The sequence below is a fragment of the Paenibacillus sp. genome (genome assembly GCF_031177825.1).
GTDB lineage: Bacteria > Bacillota > Bacilli > Paenibacillales > YIM-B00363 > Paenibacillus_AE.
On sequence record NZ_JAPSKE010000013.1, the window covers coordinates 66,571 to 83,972 of the forward strand.

Annotated in this window: 12 protein-coding genes and 1 pseudogene; 7 read left to right on the forward strand and 6 right to left on the reverse strand. The window is 59.1% G+C overall.

Annotation, left to right across the window (positions count from 1 at the left end; genetic code table 11):
* Window positions 1–52: 52 nt before the first annotated feature.
* Complete coding sequence (locus tag RIN49_RS16120; RefSeq protein WP_309121194.1) at window positions 53–1,225, reverse strand: alanyl-tRNA editing protein; 1,173 nt, start codon at window positions 1,223–1,225, stop codon at window positions 53–55.
* A 361-nt stretch (window positions 1,226–1,586) separates the two neighbouring features.
* Here RIN49_RS16120 and RIN49_RS16125 point away from each other — a divergent pair, with 361 nt between their 5' ends.
* Window positions 1,587–2,132 (forward strand): hypothetical protein, encoded by a 546-nt coding sequence (locus RIN49_RS16125; RefSeq protein ID WP_309121195.1) that lies wholly within the window; start codon window positions 1,587–1,589, stop codon window positions 2,130–2,132.
* 70 nt (window positions 2,133–2,202) lie between these two features.
* Here RIN49_RS16125 and RIN49_RS16130 read toward each other — a convergent pair whose 3' ends face one another.
* Complete coding sequence (locus RIN49_RS16130; protein ID WP_309121196.1) at window positions 2,203–3,939, reverse strand: ABC transporter ATP-binding protein; 1,737 nt, start codon at window positions 3,937–3,939, stop codon at window positions 2,203–2,205.
* Between the two features lie 256 nt (window positions 3,940–4,195).
* Between RIN49_RS16130 and RIN49_RS16135 the strand changes: the two genes are divergently transcribed.
* The 4 genes from RIN49_RS16135 (at window position 4,196) to RIN49_RS16150 (ending at window position 9,613) form a co-directional block, all read left to right on the forward strand.
* Window positions 4,196–5,572: an ABC transporter permease gene (locus RIN49_RS16135; RefSeq protein WP_309121259.1), complete on the forward strand. Its 1,377-nt coding sequence runs from the start codon at window positions 4,196–4,198 to the stop codon at window positions 5,570–5,572.
* A 13-nt stretch (window positions 5,573–5,585) separates the two neighbouring features.
* Window positions 5,586–7,094 (forward strand): ABC transporter permease, encoded by a 1,509-nt coding sequence (locus RIN49_RS16140; RefSeq protein WP_309121197.1) that lies wholly within the window; start codon window positions 5,586–5,588, stop codon window positions 7,092–7,094.
* A 124-nt stretch (window positions 7,095–7,218) separates the two neighbouring features.
* On the forward strand, window positions 7,219–9,051 hold the full coding sequence (locus tag RIN49_RS16145; protein WP_309121198.1) for an ABC transporter substrate-binding protein: 1,833 nt from the start codon (window positions 7,219–7,221) through the stop codon (window positions 9,049–9,051).
* A gap of 103 nt (window positions 9,052–9,154) precedes the next feature.
* Window positions 9,155–9,613 carry a hypothetical protein gene (locus RIN49_RS16150; protein ID WP_309121199.1) on the forward strand — a complete coding sequence of 153 codons (459 nt, stop codon included), beginning with the start codon at window positions 9,155–9,157 and terminating at the stop codon, window positions 9,611–9,613.
* Between the two features lie 37 nt (window positions 9,614–9,650).
* On the opposite strand, the gene tkt is transcribed toward RIN49_RS16150, so the two are convergent.
* Together tkt and zwf are read right to left on the reverse strand one after the other, a co-directional pair.
* A complete protein-coding gene (gene tkt, locus RIN49_RS16155) occupies window positions 9,651–11,639 on the reverse strand; it encodes a transketolase (protein WP_309121200.1) in 1,989 nt (662 codons plus the stop codon).
* Complete coding sequence (gene zwf, locus RIN49_RS16160) at window positions 11,620–13,137, reverse strand: glucose-6-phosphate dehydrogenase (protein WP_309121201.1); 1,518 nt, start codon at window positions 13,135–13,137, stop codon at window positions 11,620–11,622. Before zwf ends, tkt begins: the two co-directional genes overlap by 20 nt.
* A 108-nt stretch (window positions 13,138–13,245) precedes the next feature.
* Between zwf and RIN49_RS16165 the strand changes: the two genes are divergently transcribed.
* Together RIN49_RS16165 and RIN49_RS16170 are read left to right on the forward strand one after the other, a co-directional pair.
* Entirely contained in the window at window positions 13,246–14,124 is an 879-nt protein-coding gene (locus RIN49_RS16165) for a LysR family transcriptional regulator (RefSeq protein ID WP_309121202.1), read from the forward strand.
* A 57-nt stretch (window positions 14,125–14,181) separates the two neighbouring features.
* Complete coding sequence (locus RIN49_RS16170) at window positions 14,182–15,153, forward strand: superoxide dismutase (protein WP_309121203.1); 972 nt, start codon at window positions 14,182–14,184, stop codon at window positions 15,151–15,153.
* Between the two features lie 77 nt (window positions 15,154–15,230).
* Here the strand turns inward: RIN49_RS16170 and RIN49_RS28830 are convergent.
* A pseudogene (locus RIN49_RS28830) lies at window positions 15,231–16,114 on the reverse strand (DUF1259 domain-containing protein).
* A 155-nt stretch (window positions 16,115–16,269) separates the two neighbouring features.
* On the reverse strand, window positions 16,270–17,307 hold the full coding sequence (locus RIN49_RS16185) for a LacI family DNA-binding transcriptional regulator (RefSeq protein WP_309121206.1): 1,038 nt from the start codon (window positions 17,305–17,307) through the stop codon (window positions 16,270–16,272).
* Window positions 17,308–17,402 lie beyond the last annotated feature (95 nt).

The window sequence follows — 17,402 nt, forward strand, 5'->3', positions numbered from 1 at the left end:
ACGCACGAAAAAAAGGCATGGCGCATCCCCGGATGCGCCATGCCTTTTTCCCTTACGCTTTGAACGTCCGCTTCGCGAACGCGAAGAACGCCGCCGCCTCGTCCCAGCTCCCGAATCCGGCCTGCGCCAACGTGGCGCTGCCCCCGCCTTTGCCGCGGTACGCCCCCGCATGCTCCTTGACGAAGGCGCCGCACGCAAGACCGAACCGTCCGCCGTGCGCGAGCACGACCTTGCTCCCGGCCCGATCCGCAAGCAGCACCGGCACGTCGGTCATCGCCGCGACCTTGCCCGCCAAGCCCTGCAAATCCTTCAGCGGCTTGTCCTCGAACGCGACCGCGATCACGCCGTCGTCCCGCCGTTCCAGCAGCTCGCGGGCGACGTACGCGTCATGCTTCTCCTTCAGCTCGGCCAGCTCCTTCTGAAGCTGCCGCTGCTCTTCCTCCCACTTCGCGAAGCGATCGAGAATGGCGTCCTTCCCGGCGTTGAATGTCGCGGACAGGCGGCCTAAGATGGCCGCGCCGGCGTTGAATTCCTCCAATGCGCGGAAGCCGCACTTGAACGTAATGCGCGTGCAGCCCTTCTGCTTCTCGGCGCGAAGCAGCTTGATCAGCCCGATGCCGCCCGTCGCCGATACATGCGTGCCGCCGCAAGCGTTGTATTCCACGCCTTCGATTTCCACGATCCGGACGTCTCCCGTCACCTTCGGCGGCTTGACGAGCGGCAGCCGGGACGCCGCTTCTCCGGACACGACGTAGCTGGCGATCGCTCGATTTTGGAAGACGACGTCGTTCGCCTCCCGCTCCAACGCCGCCAATCGCTCCGGCGACAGCTCCGGCAGTTCGACGTCGATCGTCGCGCTGTCCGCGCCCAGGTGGAAGCTTACCGTCATCGCGCCGTACAGCCGCAAGCACACCGCCGACAACAGATGTTGGCCGCTATGCTGCTGCATATGGTCGAACCGGCGCCGCCAATCGATGCGGCACAGGACCGCAGCCCCTTCGGGCAGGCGCTCCACCTTGTGCAGCACTTCGTCTTCCTCGCTTATGACGTCCAAGACGGGAATGCCGTCGATCGTCCCGTAGTCGCAGGGCTGCCCTCCGCCGTGCGGATAGAAGGCGCTCTCCGCGAGCGCGACGTACCACCCGTCTTCTCGCCGCAGCGTCTTCGAGAGGTGCGTCCCCCACTCCGTCAAGTAGGCGGTGTCGTAATAGAGTCTCTTCGTCATCGATTTCGGAACCACCGTTCTACGATCAAGGTATTGTCGTTCGTCGTCCGAATTCTAACATAAACGGTTACTACCGCAAAAGTTCGGGCCGGCAAGGGAAGGCTATGCGCGCCCATTTTTTCGAAACGGAAAATCTCATTCCTGCATCATCCGACGCCGGCGCCGGCAACGATCCGGACGCTTCTCTCGCTCGGAACGGCGAGTTGTTATCAGAACGGAACAAAGTCCGCTCTTCCCGTTCTTCCCCGGCGGTTTCCTCCGACAGACGCCTTCGCCTCGAACCGTTCCTCCCAAAACCGGCAATCACCTTCTCGGTACGAAGCTAATACAAAGATAGTAAAAACGGAGGAGTTGATGTCGCATGGAGGTCGTCATGTACCGCAACATATCCGGGGAGCTTACGATTCAACAATTCGAACGGTACCTCTCCGCGTTGGACGAACAATATATCGTGGACCGAACGTTCGGGCCGAACGCGCTCTCTTATACGATCCGAGGCCGGTTCGACCGGTACGCGCTTACTTTGCAGCGCTTAGGCGCGAAATATCGGCTGCAGCTGTACGATTGGAGACTCGCTCCCGCCGACCCCGCCATTGTGGAGATGATGGATGCGTGCATCGCAGCATCCGGCTTAAGCGGCGAGAAGCACACGTTCCGCAAGGGCATTCTCGTCGTTACGATCTATAAGGAAGGGAAAGCGTACACGTCGACCGCGGCCGACGATCCGAGGTTCGAGCTGTCGCTCCGCAAGGAAACTTTGTTAGGCTGCATCGACTTGGCGTTGACAAGGTACGCGGAGGCGAAGGCGCGCAAGGACGAACGAAGCATGTCGGACTACGAGGAGCGGTCGAAGCGATGGATGACGGAGCTTGCGATGCTTCAGCGGCGAATGAACCTTCGGCTTTGAAGACCGGCAAGAAGAAAAAGCATAAGCCCGCCGCAAGCGGGGCTCGCGGTTCGGGCTTATGCGTCAAGCTTCAGTCGTTCGCTACCGCTACCCAATGACCTTTCGACCATTCGACGAAGGAGGAGCGCCCGAGTCCGTACGGATCCGCCCGCATCGCTTCATGCTGAGGCGCGAATTGCTTCCGCGATTCGACGCCGGGGTCGGGAACCGGAATCGCCGCGAGCAGCGATTTCGTATAGGCATGGATCGGATTCGAATACAACTCCTCGCTCTCCGCCAGCTCGACGATCTTCCCCTTATACATGACCGCCACGCGGTCGCTAATATGCTTGACCATCGACAGGTCGTGGGCGATGAACAAATACGTCAGCCCGAGCCGTTGCTGCAGTTCCTCCAGCAGTTTTACGATCTGCGCTTGGATCGACACGTCGAGCGCCGACAGCGGCTCGTCGCACACGATCAACTCGGGTTCGACGGCCAACGTTCGCGCGATGCCGATCCGCTGCCGCTGCCCGCCGGAGAACTCGTGCGGATAGCGCATCGCATGCGACTCGTTCAAGCCGACCATCTCCAGCAATTCCGCCACGCGCCGCATCCGCTCCCGCTTGCCGAGCGCTATGCCGTGCACGTCGAGCGCTTCGCCGATAATGTCGGCGACGCGAAGTCTAGGATTGAGAGAGGAGTACGGATCTTGGAAAATCATGCCCATATGGCGCCGCATCTTCTTCATCTCGGCGCGGTTCAGCTGCTGCAGCGGGATGCCCTTGAACAGCACCTCGCCGCCGGTCGCTTCGTGCAAGCGCAGAATCGTCCGCCCGGTCGTCGACTTGCCGCTCCCCGATTCGCCGACGACGCCTAACGTCTCTCCCGCCCGAAGGTCGAAGCTGACCCCGTCGACCGCCTTAACGATCTGCCCCTTGCCGAGGTCGAAGTGTTGTCGCAACGAGCGGACCTGCAGCAGCGGCACGTCGTCTTCGCTTTTGACATACGCCGGCTGGAGCTTCGGCTTCTTCTTCTCGTCGAGCCGCGGCAGGGCGTTCAGCAGCTTCACCGTATACGGATCCTGCGGGTCGGCGAAGATTCGCTCGGTCGCGCCCGTCTCGACGACTTCGCCGTCCTTCATGACGACGACGCGGTCGCACATGCCCGCGACGACGCCCAGATCATGCGTAATTAAGACGATGGAAGTGCCGAGCCGGCGTTGAATCTCCTTCATCTGGTGCAAAATTTGCGCTTGGATCGTGACGTCGAGCGAAGTCGTCGGCTCGTCGGCGATGAGCAGCGCCGGACGGCAAGCCAGAGCGATCGCGATCATGACCCGCTGCCGCATTCCCCCGGAAAATTCATGCGGATATTGGGCGTATCGCGCCTCGGGATTCGATATGCCGACCAGCTTTAACATCTCTATCGCTTCCCGACGAGCTTCCGAAGCGTTCAACTTCTGGTGCTTGATCAAGCTCTCTTCGATTTGCCGGCCGATCCGCATCGTCGGATTGAGGGACGACATCGGATCCTGGAAGATCATCCCGATCTCCCGGCCGCGAATATCCTCCATCTCCGCATCGCTCTTCTCGAGGAGGTTCTTTCCTTGAAACCAAACCTCGCCGCTCTTCACCATGGAGGGAGGCGAAGGAAGCAGCCGCATGATCGTTCTTGCGGTGACGCTCTTGCCGCTGCCGGATTCCCCGACGATGCCGAGCGTCTCCCCTCTCCCGACCTCGAAGCTGACGTTCCGAACGGCTTGGACTTCGGCGTCGCGCGCGAAGAATGAAACGGATAATCCGTCTACTTTTAATAAAGTGTCCATGGATTCACCTGACCTGATATAATACTTAATGATATAATATAACGGTGTTTAATAGTTTACGAGAAACTTTTTCTAAGAAACCCGTTTCATAGAGAACGCTTGACTTTTCAAATGTCTCAAATTAAAGTATACTAAACCTATCGGAATAATACAAATTAATTCATTCTATAGTAGCAAGGAGCCGACTCGCTTGATTGGGTACGCCAATTCCGCCGGAACCGGATATGCGGACCGCTTGTCCGCCATATACCGCAAAATGTTACTTCACCCGACCTATCGCCTGCTCCTCTTGTTATCGGGAGCGCCGGTCACGGTCCTTGTGTACGCGATGCACCTGCTTCGCAGGTCCAAATCCGAATACGCTCGTCGCGCTTCGGAAACCAGAGCCCTGCTGCTGCAATCCGGCTTGCGGGAAACTTTATTCGAGGAAGCCGGGGAGCAGCTGCGCAGGAAGCACCGCTTCTTCGGTCAAGCCGCGGACGCGGAACGCCTCCGCCGCGAAGCCGAACGGATCGCGTCCAAGAAATTCGATGCCGCGGTGCGGGAACGCTTAGAGCTGCGGCAAGCGGAAGACGGCATGAACGAGGCGGGGCTGGACGAGACGTTCCGCCTGCTGCTCCGGCATCCCGCTTTCTTCGCGGTCTCGCTGGCGCTCGGCTTGCCGATGTATCTCCTGATGGGAATCTACGCCAACGCGTATTTGAAGTATGTCGCCGAACGTCTGATGATGGCCGTATTCGTCATTTTCGGGGTATCGTTCCTCGTCTTCACGATTCTCTACATTTCCCCGATGAATCCGGCGGCCAACATCTTAGGGGAAACCGCGACGGCCGAACAGATCGCCAACTTCAATCGCATCTACGGGTTGGATCAACCGTATCTCGTGCAATTGTGGAATACGATCAAGGGCATCCTGACGTTCGACCTCGGCAACTCCTTCGCCGGGAACGAGAACGTGACCGCGTCGATCGCCAACAAATTTCCGGTGACGGTAACGCTGACGGCGATCTCGACGCTCATCGCGATCTTGATCGCGCTGCCGATCGGCATCGTCTCCGCGACGCGCCCGAATTCGTTCTTCGACTATACGTTCATGTTCATCGCGCTGCTCGGACTGTCGATTCCGAACTTCTGGCAAGGCTTGATCTTCATTTTGAATTTCTCGATCAAGCTGCACTGGCTGCCGGCGACGTACAATCCGACGAACTGGCTGTCGGCGATCATGCCGATTGTCGTTCTCGGCACGGGGCTGACGGCGGCCGTCGCGCGGATGACGCGTTCGTCGACGCTCGAAGTCATTCACGAGGATTACATTATCACCGCCAAAGCGAAGGGGCTTTCGAACCGCAGCGTGTTATGGAAGCACGCCGTGGGCAACGCGCTCATTCCGATCGTGACCGTCATCGGGCTCCAATTCGGAGGCATGCTGGGGGGCGCCGCCGTCACGGAGAAGGTGTTCAACATTAGCGGCATCGGTAGTTATATCGTGGATAAGCAGTTCATCCCCGACATCCCCGCCATTATGGGGGGCGTCGTCTATACCGCGATCACGATTTCGGTCGTGAACGTACTCGTCGATTTGCTGTACGCCTTCTTCGATCCTAGAATTCGATCCAAGATGAAACAATACTAAAGCAGGTGCTGCCGTGATTCCGACTACACTAACCACGCATGAAATCCGGTTCAAGCTGAAGTCGAGCGCCGAATACGGTCAAGCGAGCTTCGCCGGCGTCGTCAGCTTGGCGTTGGCGCTCCTCTTCCTTCTGAACGCCTATCGCTTCGAGGACGGAACGTTCCGGCCGGTCGCGCTCGCCGCGAGCGCCGCTTACTTCTTATTCGGCGGTCTGCAGCTTGCCGTATGGGGACTCATCCGGCGCGATCTGATTCGGTCCGGCGCCATTTCGAAGGCGACCCGTTCGCTTGCGTACGCGCTTATGCTGAGCCTTCTCTCGGGCAACGTCTTCGTCGCCGCCGCCGCGTTCCAATTGGCGAAGCGCGAGAAAACCGCGGTTTACACGCTTGCCGTATATACGCTGCTGACGACCTTGCTCGTCTTCGCCGTGACGGCGCTCAACCTATTCAAGCCGTACGTGGCCAACACGTTCCTGTTGGGGATGTTTCTCCTGATCGTCTCGGCCGCGATTCAACTCGTCGCCTTGCTGCTCGTGGCGAAATTCGGAGGCCCTGCCTCGCTTCCCCGCTGGATGGGCATCGTCGCCGTCGTACTGATCCTGACGGCCGCGTCCGGCAACTTGTTCGCGCTATTCCTCGGGCTTCTGTTGCTCGCGCGGCTTCGGGACGAGGGCTTCTCCTCCGGATCGAAGCTGGGAGAAGTCGTCGATCGGCTGTCTCGCAGCTCGACATCGATGCTGGGGCTGTTGTTCATCCTGTTTCTGCTGACGATGTCGATCACAAGCTATCTCACGTTCGATTACGGCCTGGCGGTCGAGAACGACTACGGGAACATTCTGCAGCCGGTCAGCTTGGCGTATCCGTTCGGCACCGACAATTTCGGCAGAGACTTGTTCTCGCGCATCGTCTTCGGCGCGAGGATCTCGCTCGCGGTGGGACTCGCCTCCACGCTCATCCCTCTCGTGATCGGAGGGCTGCTCGGCGCCGTCTCGGGATACTACGGCCGCCATACGGACAACGTCATCATGCGGGCGCTCGATATTTTATACGCGATTCCCGGCATTCTTTTGGCCATCGCCATCATCGCGGCGTTCGGCGCCAGCACCGTCAATCTCATTTTGGCCCTTAGCGTCGGCGCGATCCCGACGTATGCCCGGACGATGCGGGCGAACGTGCTGCTCGTCTCGACGCTGGAATACGTTCAGGCGGCGCGGGCGTTCGGCGTCGGCGATTTGACGATTCTCTTCAAGCATATTTTGCCCAATTCGATCGCCCCGATGATCGTGAAGTCGACGCTGACGATCGGCACCGCGGTCATCTCGACCAGCAGCTTAAGCTATCTGGGACTCGGCGTCGAGCCGCATATTCCGGAATGGGGCAACATTTTGAAGCTCGGCAGCGCCTATCTCGAGACGCACGCGTTTACAGCCGTCTACCCGGGGCTCGCGATCATATTGCTCGTGCTGTCGTTTAATTTTCTCGGCGACGGTTTGCGCGACGCGCTCGATCCGAAGCTGGACTAGCCGTCCGGTTTTACACATTCGAAACCTCATTCATATTCCATCGCTTCTACGTTACCAAACATGAGGTTCGATGATTGAATGTGAGTTTAAATAAAATATATTTTTCCCATTGGAGGAGAAGGCAATGAGAACCAAAGGCAAGTTTTCCGCGTTATTGCTGCTCAGCTTAACGATCGTGCTTGGCGCCTGCAACGTCACCACCAAAGACGAGGCGACGGAGACGCCCGAGCCCGCGCAAGAGACGGAAGCCGTCGTCGACGGCACTCCCGTCGATATCGAGCTTCTCGGCATGAGCTCGAACGAAGCCGATCTGAACATCGTGCGCGACCAGCTCGCGAAGAACGGCTTCAACGTCAAGCTGAACATCCAGCCGGACTACGGCAGCTTCAAGTCGCAGCAAGACGCCGGCAACTTCGACATCGCGTTGTCCGGCTGGACGACGGTTACCGGCAACCCGGATTACGCGGTTCGCTCCTTGTTCAAGACCGGCGGCGACTACAGCATCCTCGCGGATGCGGAGATCGACGCGCTCATCGATTCGGCTTCGAACCAGACGCCGGATCAGTATATCGAGACGTACAAGCAATTCGAGCAGCAGCTCGTGTTCGAGAAGGCCTATATCGCGCCGTTATACAATTCCTTGAAGGCGCAAGCGTTCAATCAGGACGTCCTGAACAAGGACACCGTTCGCATTTCCAAGTCCCGTTCGCTCCCTTGGGAAGAAATCAGCTTCAAGGACGCTGCGAAGAACGGCACGGATGCGCTCCTGCTGCAATCGACGATGCCGACGTTGACGTCCCTCGATCCGATCAAAGGAAACGACGGATCCATCAACATTATCAACACGAACCAGTACGTGCGTCTCGTCAACCTGACGGACGACGACAAGATCACGTCGGAAGGCTCCTTGTCCTTCAATCACGCGATCGCCGAAGGCAACTCGGACTACTATTTCATCTTGAGAGACGACATCAACTTCGCGGCGATCAAGGATAAGCTGGCCGTGGATACGGGCGAGCGCGTCGGCGCCGACGACGTCATCTTCTCGCTCGAGCGCGCGCATAACAAAGATTCCGTACCGGACCACCGGACGTACACGCTTCACGAGCATATCCAAAGCGCCGAGCTCGTCACGGACGTAGCGGCGTTGGAAGCGACGAAGGTTTCCGGCAGCGATCAAAGCGTGAAAGCCGCGCTGGAGCAAGGTCTCCCGGCGAACATCGCCGAGCTCGTCTCCGATAAGACGCAATCCGACAGCAAGTCCGGCAAATACCAAGTCGTGAAAGTAACGACGACGAAACCTTTCCCGCAAGTGTTGAACTACTTGGCGCACCAATCCGCGGGCATCGTATCGAAGAAGCAAGTCGAGAGCATCAACACATACGACGTCGCGACGTTCGACGTGAACAAAGACATTCCGTACGGCGACCAGAACACCGTGACCGAAGGCGATAAGTACAACAACACGTTGTATACGAGCGGCCCGTACATCCTGTCGTACAAGAACGATTACGAAGCGGTCTTCTATAAAAACCCTGCTTACATGAAGGGCACGAAGCACGAACCGAAAATCAACAATATCAACGTCCGCTTCATTAAAGACGCAGACAGCTCCCTGTCCGCGCTCCGCAGCGGCGAAATCCATCTGTACTACGGCGTGTCCGAGACGAAATACGACGTCGTCCGCGGCGACAGCAAGCTGTTCCTGCAGACGATCCCGAGCAACGCCGTATCGTATTTGCTGTTCAACACGGCGAACCGTCCGGTCGCGGAAAGCGCCGATTTGCGTAAAGCCGTCCTCTACTCCATCAATCAGGATGAGATTCTCGCATTCTATAACGGCAATAAATTCAAGGCCGTGTCGACGCTCAGCCCGATGGTGAAGACGGGGCTGGAGCTTACCGCCGATCCGGCGAAAGTGAAAGAGTTCTTGAACGCATACAAAGCCGGCAAATAAGCCCAACGACGAAAAAGGAGGCTGCCTTACGCCATGACACTGCGGCGAAGGCAGTCTCTTCTTATCCGACGCAACCTACGAATCGAACAAGGAGTGTAAGACGATGAACGAACCGCTTCACCCGGAAACTAAGCTGCCGCAATGGCATGCGCTCTTGCTGGAATCGCTGAAATCTTACGGTTGGTCGAACGAAGAACTCATTCGGAAAGTCCGGGAAGGCGATCTGCCCAAGGACGAAAGCAAATTTCAGTTCGACTACGCGGACCTCGTCGCGTACGCTCGAGAGCACGCCGATGCGCTCGAGGACGCGATTCGGCACGGCTACCGCGTGAAGTACAACACGCTTCGCGGCATCCATAGCTGGATCGCCGTCGCGCTCCGCCGAGACGCCGAGCTCGTGCTCGAGCCGGGCGGCGAAGCGGTCGTCGTTCCGCTGTCGGCGGAGGAAACCCGACGGGTGGAATCGATGCTTTCCGCCGGGTGGAAGCTGTCGGTCCCCGATCCGGCGCCGGACGCGAACGGAAGGGCGCTTATCAAGATCGAACCGATCCATCGAATCTGAAAAAAAGCAGGCACGCCGGCGGCGTGCCTGCTCTGCTTTATAGGGATTTCGCGATGCGAACGACATTGTCGACGGAGAAGCCGAAGGCTTCCATTACCGCCCCGCCGGGTCCCGAAGCGCCGAACGTATCGATCGATAACACGGCGCCGGCGGTTCCCGCGTACTTCTCCCACCCGAGGGAGATGCCGGCTTCGATCGTAACGCGCTTCTCGACCGCATCGGGAAGAACGCTGCGCCTGTAGTCCGCCGATTGCCGATCGAACAGCTCCCGGCACGGCATGGCCACGACGCGGACGGAGACGCCTTCCTTCTCGAGCTCCGCCTTCGCGCCGACGGCCAAGGACACTTCCGAGCCGGTCGCGATCAGGATGAGCTCCGGCCTTTCGTTCGTCTCCGTCAGTACGTAGCCGCCCCTCTCGACGAACTCGCGATTTCCTCTCGTCGCTCCGAATACGGGCAAGTTTTGTCTGCTCAAAATGAGCGCGACCGGTCCTTCCTTCCGCTCGAGCGCATACGCCCAGGCGCTGGCCGTCTCGTTGGCGTCGGACGGACGAATGACCGTCAAGCCCGGGATCGTGCGCAGCGCGGCCAGATGCTCCACCGGCTCGTGCGTCGGGCCGTCCTCCCCGACCGCAATGGAATCATGGGTGAACACGTAGATGACTGGCAGCTTCTGCAGCGCGGCCAATCGGATGGACGGGCGCAAGTAGTCGCTGAAGACGAAGAACGTGCTGACGAACGGCTTAACGCCTCCGTGCAGCGCCATCCCGTTGCCCGCGGCGCCCATCGCATGCTCGCGCACGCCGAAGTAGACGTTGCGTCCGGCATAGGATTCGACCGCGTACGGGCGCTCGCCCTTCATGTCCGTCATCGTCGAATGCGACAGGTCCGCGCTGCCGCCGAAGAGAGACGGAACGATGTTCAAGTAATGATTGATCGCTTCCCCGCTGGCGATCCGGGTCGAGATCGCCTTCGAAACGTCGAACGTAAGAATGTCCGAGGCCGCAATGGACGCGCTGCCCTCGATCGCCTCGGCGAGCTCGCGGCTCTCCGCGGGAAACTTCGCCGTATAGTCGGCGAACAGCCGGTTCCACGCTTGCTCCTTGGCCGCTCCCTCCTCCTTCAGCCGTTCGAAATACGCTCGGACTTCCTCCGGTACCGTAAACTCTTCTTCGTATGCCCAGCCGTACGTTTCCTTAGTCGCCTTCGCTTCTTCCTTGCCCAGCGGATTGCCGTGCACCTTGTTCGTGCCCTGCGCCTTGCTGCCGTACCCGATGATCGTGCGCACCTCGATGATCGTCGGCTGCGAATCGTTCCGCTTCGCCTCCCCGATCGCCGCCGAGATCGCTTCCGTATCGTTGCCGTCTTCCACGCGCAAGTAGTGCCAGTTCGCGGATTCCGCCCGTTTCCGAACGTCTTCGCCGAAGCTTAGGTTCAGCGCGCCGTCCAGCGAGATATCGTTGGAATCGTAAAGCACGATTAATTTCCCAAGCTTCATATGTCCCGCCATCGACATCGCTTCGTACGAGATGCCTTCCATCAAGCAGCCGTCTCCGACAAGCGCGTACGTATAATGATCGACGACCGGGAATCCGTCTCGATTGTACTTCGCGGCGAGATGCGCTTCGGCCATCGCCATCCCGACGGCCATCGCGACGCCTTGCCCCAGCGGACCCGTCGTCGCCTCGACACCGTCCGTGTGCCCGTATTCGGGATGTCCCGGCGTCCGGCTGTTCAGCTTGCGGAACGCCTTCAAGTCCTCGATCGACACGCGGTAGCCCGATAGGTGCAAGAGGCTGTACAAGAGCGCGGAGCCATGTCCCGCCGACAAGACGAATCGATCCCGGTTAAACCACTTACTATTTCCCGGGTGATGATTCAGATGGTCGGACCAGAGCGCGAACGCCATCGGCGCCGCTCCCATCGGCAGCCCCGGGTGACCGGAATTCGCGGCATTGACCGCATCGATCGACAGCGTGCGGATCGTATCGACCGCGAGTCGGTTACTAGTTTGCGTATGAGGCATAGCGTTCTCCTTCTTTCGTTTCGGATGTTCGTTCCTCTCTGTCGTCCAGCCACCAGAAGTTTCCGTCCGCGGCGAGCAGCGCGTCGGATGCATCGGGTCCGCACGAGCCTGCCTCGTAGTAATGCAGCGGAACGAGCTCCTCCTCGAATGCGTCCAGCACCGGTTGAACCCATCGCCAAGACAACTCGATTTCGTCCCAATGCGCGAAGTACGTCGCGTCCCCCTCGAGAGCGTCGCCGATCAAATTCTCGTACGACTCCGGCGAATCTTCGGGGTTCCGATGCAGCTCGATCCGAACCGGCTTGAAGCCCCCGCTCGGGCCGTGCTCCGTCGCATTGAACTGAAGCGAGATGCCTTCGTTCGGCCCGATCTCGATGATCAGCAGGTTCGGCGCGACGCCGCCCTCGGACTTCGGTCGAAGCGGCTCCTTAAACTCGACCACGATTCTAGTCGACTTGTCTTTCATCCGCTTCCCCGTACGCAGGTAGAACGGAACGCCCCGCCAAGCGTTGTTGTCGATGTGAAGCCGGGCGGCTACGAACGTTTCCGTCCGAGAGTCCGGCGCGATGCCCGGCTCCCGCGTATACCCGACGACGTCCTGGCCGCCGACGCGGCCCGCCGCGTATTGACCGCGGACGACGCGAGCGCGAACGTCTTCCTTCTGGAGCAAATCCACCGCTTCCATTACATTCCTCTTCTTCCACCGGACCTCTTCCGGACCGCTGTCCTGCGACAGCTGGATCGCGGCCGTCATCAACAGCTGCAGCAGATGGTTTTGGAACATGTCCCGCAGCGCGCCGATATGATCGTAGTATCCGGCGCGCAAGCCGACGCCGTCCGCTTCGCCGGCCGATATTTGCACGTTGGCGATGTAGCGGTGAGACCATAACGCCTGGAGCACCGGATTGGCCTGCTGAAGCGCCTTCAGCTGCTGTACGACCGGCTTGCCGAGATAGTGATCGATGCGGTAAATTTCTTCTTCGGCGAACGCATGGTTCAATACCCGATTCAGATCCCGCGCCGATTGCAGGTCATGACCGAACGGCTTCTCGATCACGAGCCGCTTCCACCCGCTCGCGGAGCCGAGTCCGCTGGATCGAACGTTGAGCGCGATCGTCTCGAAGTGCTCGGGGCCGACGGACAAATAAAACAATCGGTTCGGCGGAAGGCGCAGCGCCGCTTCCCTGCGTTCGACGACGCTCAGCAGCTCCCGGTAGTCGCTCTCGCGGTCGATTTCCAGCACGTTGTACCGGAACATCCCCAAGAAATCGGTAAGACCCTGATCGATATCCTTCGGCTTGCGTCTGGAAAACTGTCGGACGGCTTGCTCGACGTTCGAACGAAAGACTTCGTCCGACCATTCTCTCCGGCCTAACCCGAACACGGAAAATCCGTGCGGCAGCTTGCCGCCCAAGAACAAATTATAGAGGGCCGGATATATTTTCCGTTTGGCCAAATCGCCTGTCGCCCCGAACAAAATCATCGTCGTCGGTTCCATCTTGCATCCCCCTCCAGACCGCTAGTTTCATTGTTGTGGTTCTACTATAATACAATTACCGGATATACAAGTAATGAATATATTTCAGAGGAGATATAGACTACATCTATGGCGATCAATCACGAGCTGTACAAGGTGTTTTATTGGGCGGCTAAGACGGGGAGCTTGTCCCAAGCCGCCAAGGCGCTGTTCCTGACGCAGCCGAGCGTGAGCCATGCCATTAAGCAGCTGGAGCAAAGCTTCGGCGTCGCATTGTTTACCCGCACGTCGCAGGGGGTCGAGCTGACGCAAGAGGGAAGCGTGCTCTATTCGTATATCGAGCAGTCGCATATTCTTATCGCGTTGGCCGAGGAGAAGATGGCCGCGTTGAAAAATTTGGAGAGCGGCGAACTGCGCATCGGCGGGAGCGACTCGCTGTTCAAGCACTATTTGCTTCCGCACCTGGAACAATTCCACGAGCAGCATCCCGGCGTGAAGCTGCACCTGAACCACGGGACGACGCCGGAGGTCATCACGTTCTTGAAGGAAGGCCGGATCGACTTGGGGGTCGTCCGCATGCCGATCGTCGAGCCTCAGCTGGAAGTGAAGGAAAGCTTTCAATTGCAGGATTGCTTCGTGGCGGGAGCGCGGTACGCCGAATTAAGAGGCAAGACGCTGTCCTTACAGGAGCTGCTGCGGCATTCGATCATCCTGTTTTCGCGGAACAGCCGCGCGCGCATGGCGATTACGGAGTTGTTCCAGCACTATGGGTACTCGATCAAGCCGGAGATCGAGGTCGGCAGCGTCGACCTGCTCATCGAGTTCGCCCGGAGGGGGCTCGGGATTTCGTATGTAACGCGGGAGTTCGTATCGAAGGAGCTGGAGGAAGGGTCTCTGTTCGAAGTCCGTCTCGACGTGCCGATCCCCCCGTCCCACGTAGGCATCATGACGATGCGGAACATGCCGCTTTCCCGCGCGGCAAGCGCGTTCATCGAATTGATTCGTTAACCTCCGGGCGAATACCCGCATAGGGTATTTCAGAAGGATGAGGGGAGCGGAACAAAGTTGAGGAATGCGGATGGGTATACCCGGTACGATCCGGTTCGAACGTGCCGGAGCCTCGCGAACTGGTGCGCGAGAGGCGGCGAATATGTTTCTGGTATGCGGTCGACGGCGGCGTTGTCCGACGATCGGAGCCGAGAGTTGGAACAGTGGCTCGGCAAGCTGCGGCTGCTGGAGCAAAAGGCGAAAAGCATGTTGAACACGTACCCGCCTTCGATCCCGCCTGCGGCCGTGAATTCATTGCTGCAGGAGGCATACTTACTGAACGAGGGTTTCAGCCATTTTCCCGACGCGCATCCGTCCGGGCATGGTTCGTCGCAAGGCGCGCCGATCGCGCCGAATCCGGTGCCTATCGGGGGGCACGCGTTGCCTCCTCTCCCGTACGATTACGACGCATTGGAGCCGTATATCGACGAACGGACGATGCGACTCCATCACGACAAACATCACCAAGCTTACGTGGACGGATTAAACCGGGCGGAGAAAAAGATGGAAGAGGCTCGAAGGACGGGGGACTACGACCTCATTCTCCATTGGGAGCGGGAAGCCGCGTTTCACGGAGCCGGGCATTACCTTCACACCATTTTCTGGAACAATATGTCTCCGAAAGGCGGCGGGGAGCCGTCCGTCGGGGGCGGCCTCCGAGGGCGGATCGATGCGGATTTCGGCGGCTTCGACGAATTTAAGGCGCACTTCTCGGCAGCCGCGGAGAAGGCGGAAGGCGTCGGTTGGGCGATCCTCGTCTGGTCCCCCCGTTCGCACCGGCTGGAAATTCTTCAAGCGGAGAAGCACCAAAACCTCTCCCAATGGGACGTCGTTCCGCTGCTTGTCCTCGACGTATGGGAGCACGCATACTATCTGAAATACCATAACGATCGCAAAACGTACATCGAAGCTTGGTGGAATGTCGTGAATTGGAAAGACGTCGAACGACGGTACGATCAAGCCCGGCAATTACGCTGGAAGCCGTATTGATCGTCGACTTCGGGGGAATTAGGCAAGACTGGGCAATAAGAGGCTGCCTCATGCGGCAGCCTCTCCCGTTGCAGGACCTAACGCGCTTTTGCTCTCGGCCGGACGACCCTGGTCGTCAATACGCCGAGCGCATCCTTCGTGCTGCGAGCGAACGCGAGCGGGTTGTCGACCTTTTCCCAATGCATGTACATCAACCGAGGGTTATCGAAGAGCCAGTGGTTATGGATGGCGGTGACGATAATGCCGTGTCGGCGCAGCCTGCTCGTGAATCGATTGATTTCGGACTGCAGGATGACCGTCTCGCCGCTGCAGAGCGCCCGTCCGTCCTTCGTCATCGATTCGAAGCTGAACATCTGCGGAAGAAGCAAGAACGATTTGGCTCGCCTCCCCAGCACGATCGGTTGAATGTTGGTTCTGGATTTCATGACGGTGCAAACCTTGCCCTGCGTCGTATGCATGCCCCCGAGAATCTTCCCGAATCGTTCGCATGTTTGTTCGAACGAGAGTACCATGTGCATCCCTCCTTCCGTTGCCGTTACCCGCGGACGATCCGCGATGTGAGCAGACGATTGCTGTTGCGGACTTTCCTTGCGAAATCGAGCGGCTTGTCGATGGACTCGAAGTGAATGTACATGAGCCGCGGCGAATCGAACAACCAGTGGTTGTGCGTCGCCGTCACCTTGATCCCTTGTCTGCGCAGGCTGGAGATGAACGGATTCAGCTCCGACTGCAGAATGACCGTCTCCCCCAAACATAACGCGCGGCCTTGCCGATCCAACTTCTCGAAGGAATACGCCTGCGGGACGAACATGAACGACTGCGCGTTCCTTCGCAGCACCTTCGGTTTGATGTTCGTTCGGGACCTGGTCGCGGTGCAAACCCCGTTAATTACGGAAGGAGTCGCATTTAAAATTTGAGCGAATCTCCTGCACAGCCGGGACGGTTGCATATGCATCGCCATGGAAAACACCTCCTGCAAGCAACTTATGACAATTCCGCAGGAGTGCTCTAGGTGAGTAGCGTCATTCGAGGCCCTTTTCCGGATAGTTAGGCTTCAGGAACATCGAAAGCCCATACCTTAGAGGCACGGGCCGGGACAACGACGGATGTCGAAAATTATAGACGGCGGAGGGTTCGCCCTTCGAGGAACGGACCTTTCAGCCGGACATGCTCGTAAGGCAGCGTCGGATTCGCGATGCGGCGCAGCATCAGCTCCGCCGCCCTCTCCCCGGCTTCTTTCACGAACAACGCCGGCCGCGCCAGATCGGGCAGATAGGGATGCTCCTCGTGCTCCATGCCGACGAGGGAGACCGCCCCGGGAATGTCGAGGCCGAGGGAAGCGGCGGCCGCATACGCCCACTCCGCCGTGCCGGGAATCGCGCAAAATACAGCCGTGTACCGCCCGGAGCTTAACCGGGACCGCAGCTTCTCCATCCACTCGACGCGATCCCCGGAATCGCTCGTGACATGCTCGTCGGGATCGGGCGCCCGCTCGACGCCCGCCCGCTTCAAGGCGATGGCGAACGCCCTCCACCGAAGACGGAAGCCGCGGAACGGCTCGATCTCCCCGACGTACAACACGTTCCGATGTCCGTTCGCATAGATCGCCTCCATGGAGCGGTGAACCGCATACTCTACATCCCATACGACGCTGTCCACCTCCGCCAGATCGGAAGGGTAATTAATCAGCACCTTGGGCAGAGGGTTCCGAAGCAGCGCCGCCTCCAGCCGTTCGGGCAGCACCGCGGACAGAAACAAGCCGTCCGTGAACTCCGCCCCGATCTTCTCGAGCCACGCCTCCAGCTCCGCCGGTTCGCCCAACCCGCTCGGCACGACCAACGGGTATAACGTATGCCCCAGCTCGGCCAACCGCGTCTGTACCCCGTCCGTCTGCTGACGATGGAACGGCAGATCTCCGCTCATCAGCATCGCGAAGCGCCGCGGTCTGGCCCGCACCGAAGGAATCCGTTCCGCGGTCATGCCCGCCTCCTGCTCCTTCGTCCGATACCCTAGTTCCCGCGCCCGTTCCACCACCGTTCGACGCGTCGTCTCCGACATGCCCGGCAGTCCCCGGAGCGCCTTCGAGACGGTATGAATCGTTAAGTTCAGTTCGTCGGCGATCGTTCGCAGCGTCACCGCTTTTTTACTCGGCACAAGACCCGCCTCCCTCTTTAATTGTAACTAAAATGAAACTATTTTGTAGCTGCAAATTTGATTATGATGGGGCTAAACATCGTTCCTGCGGGAGG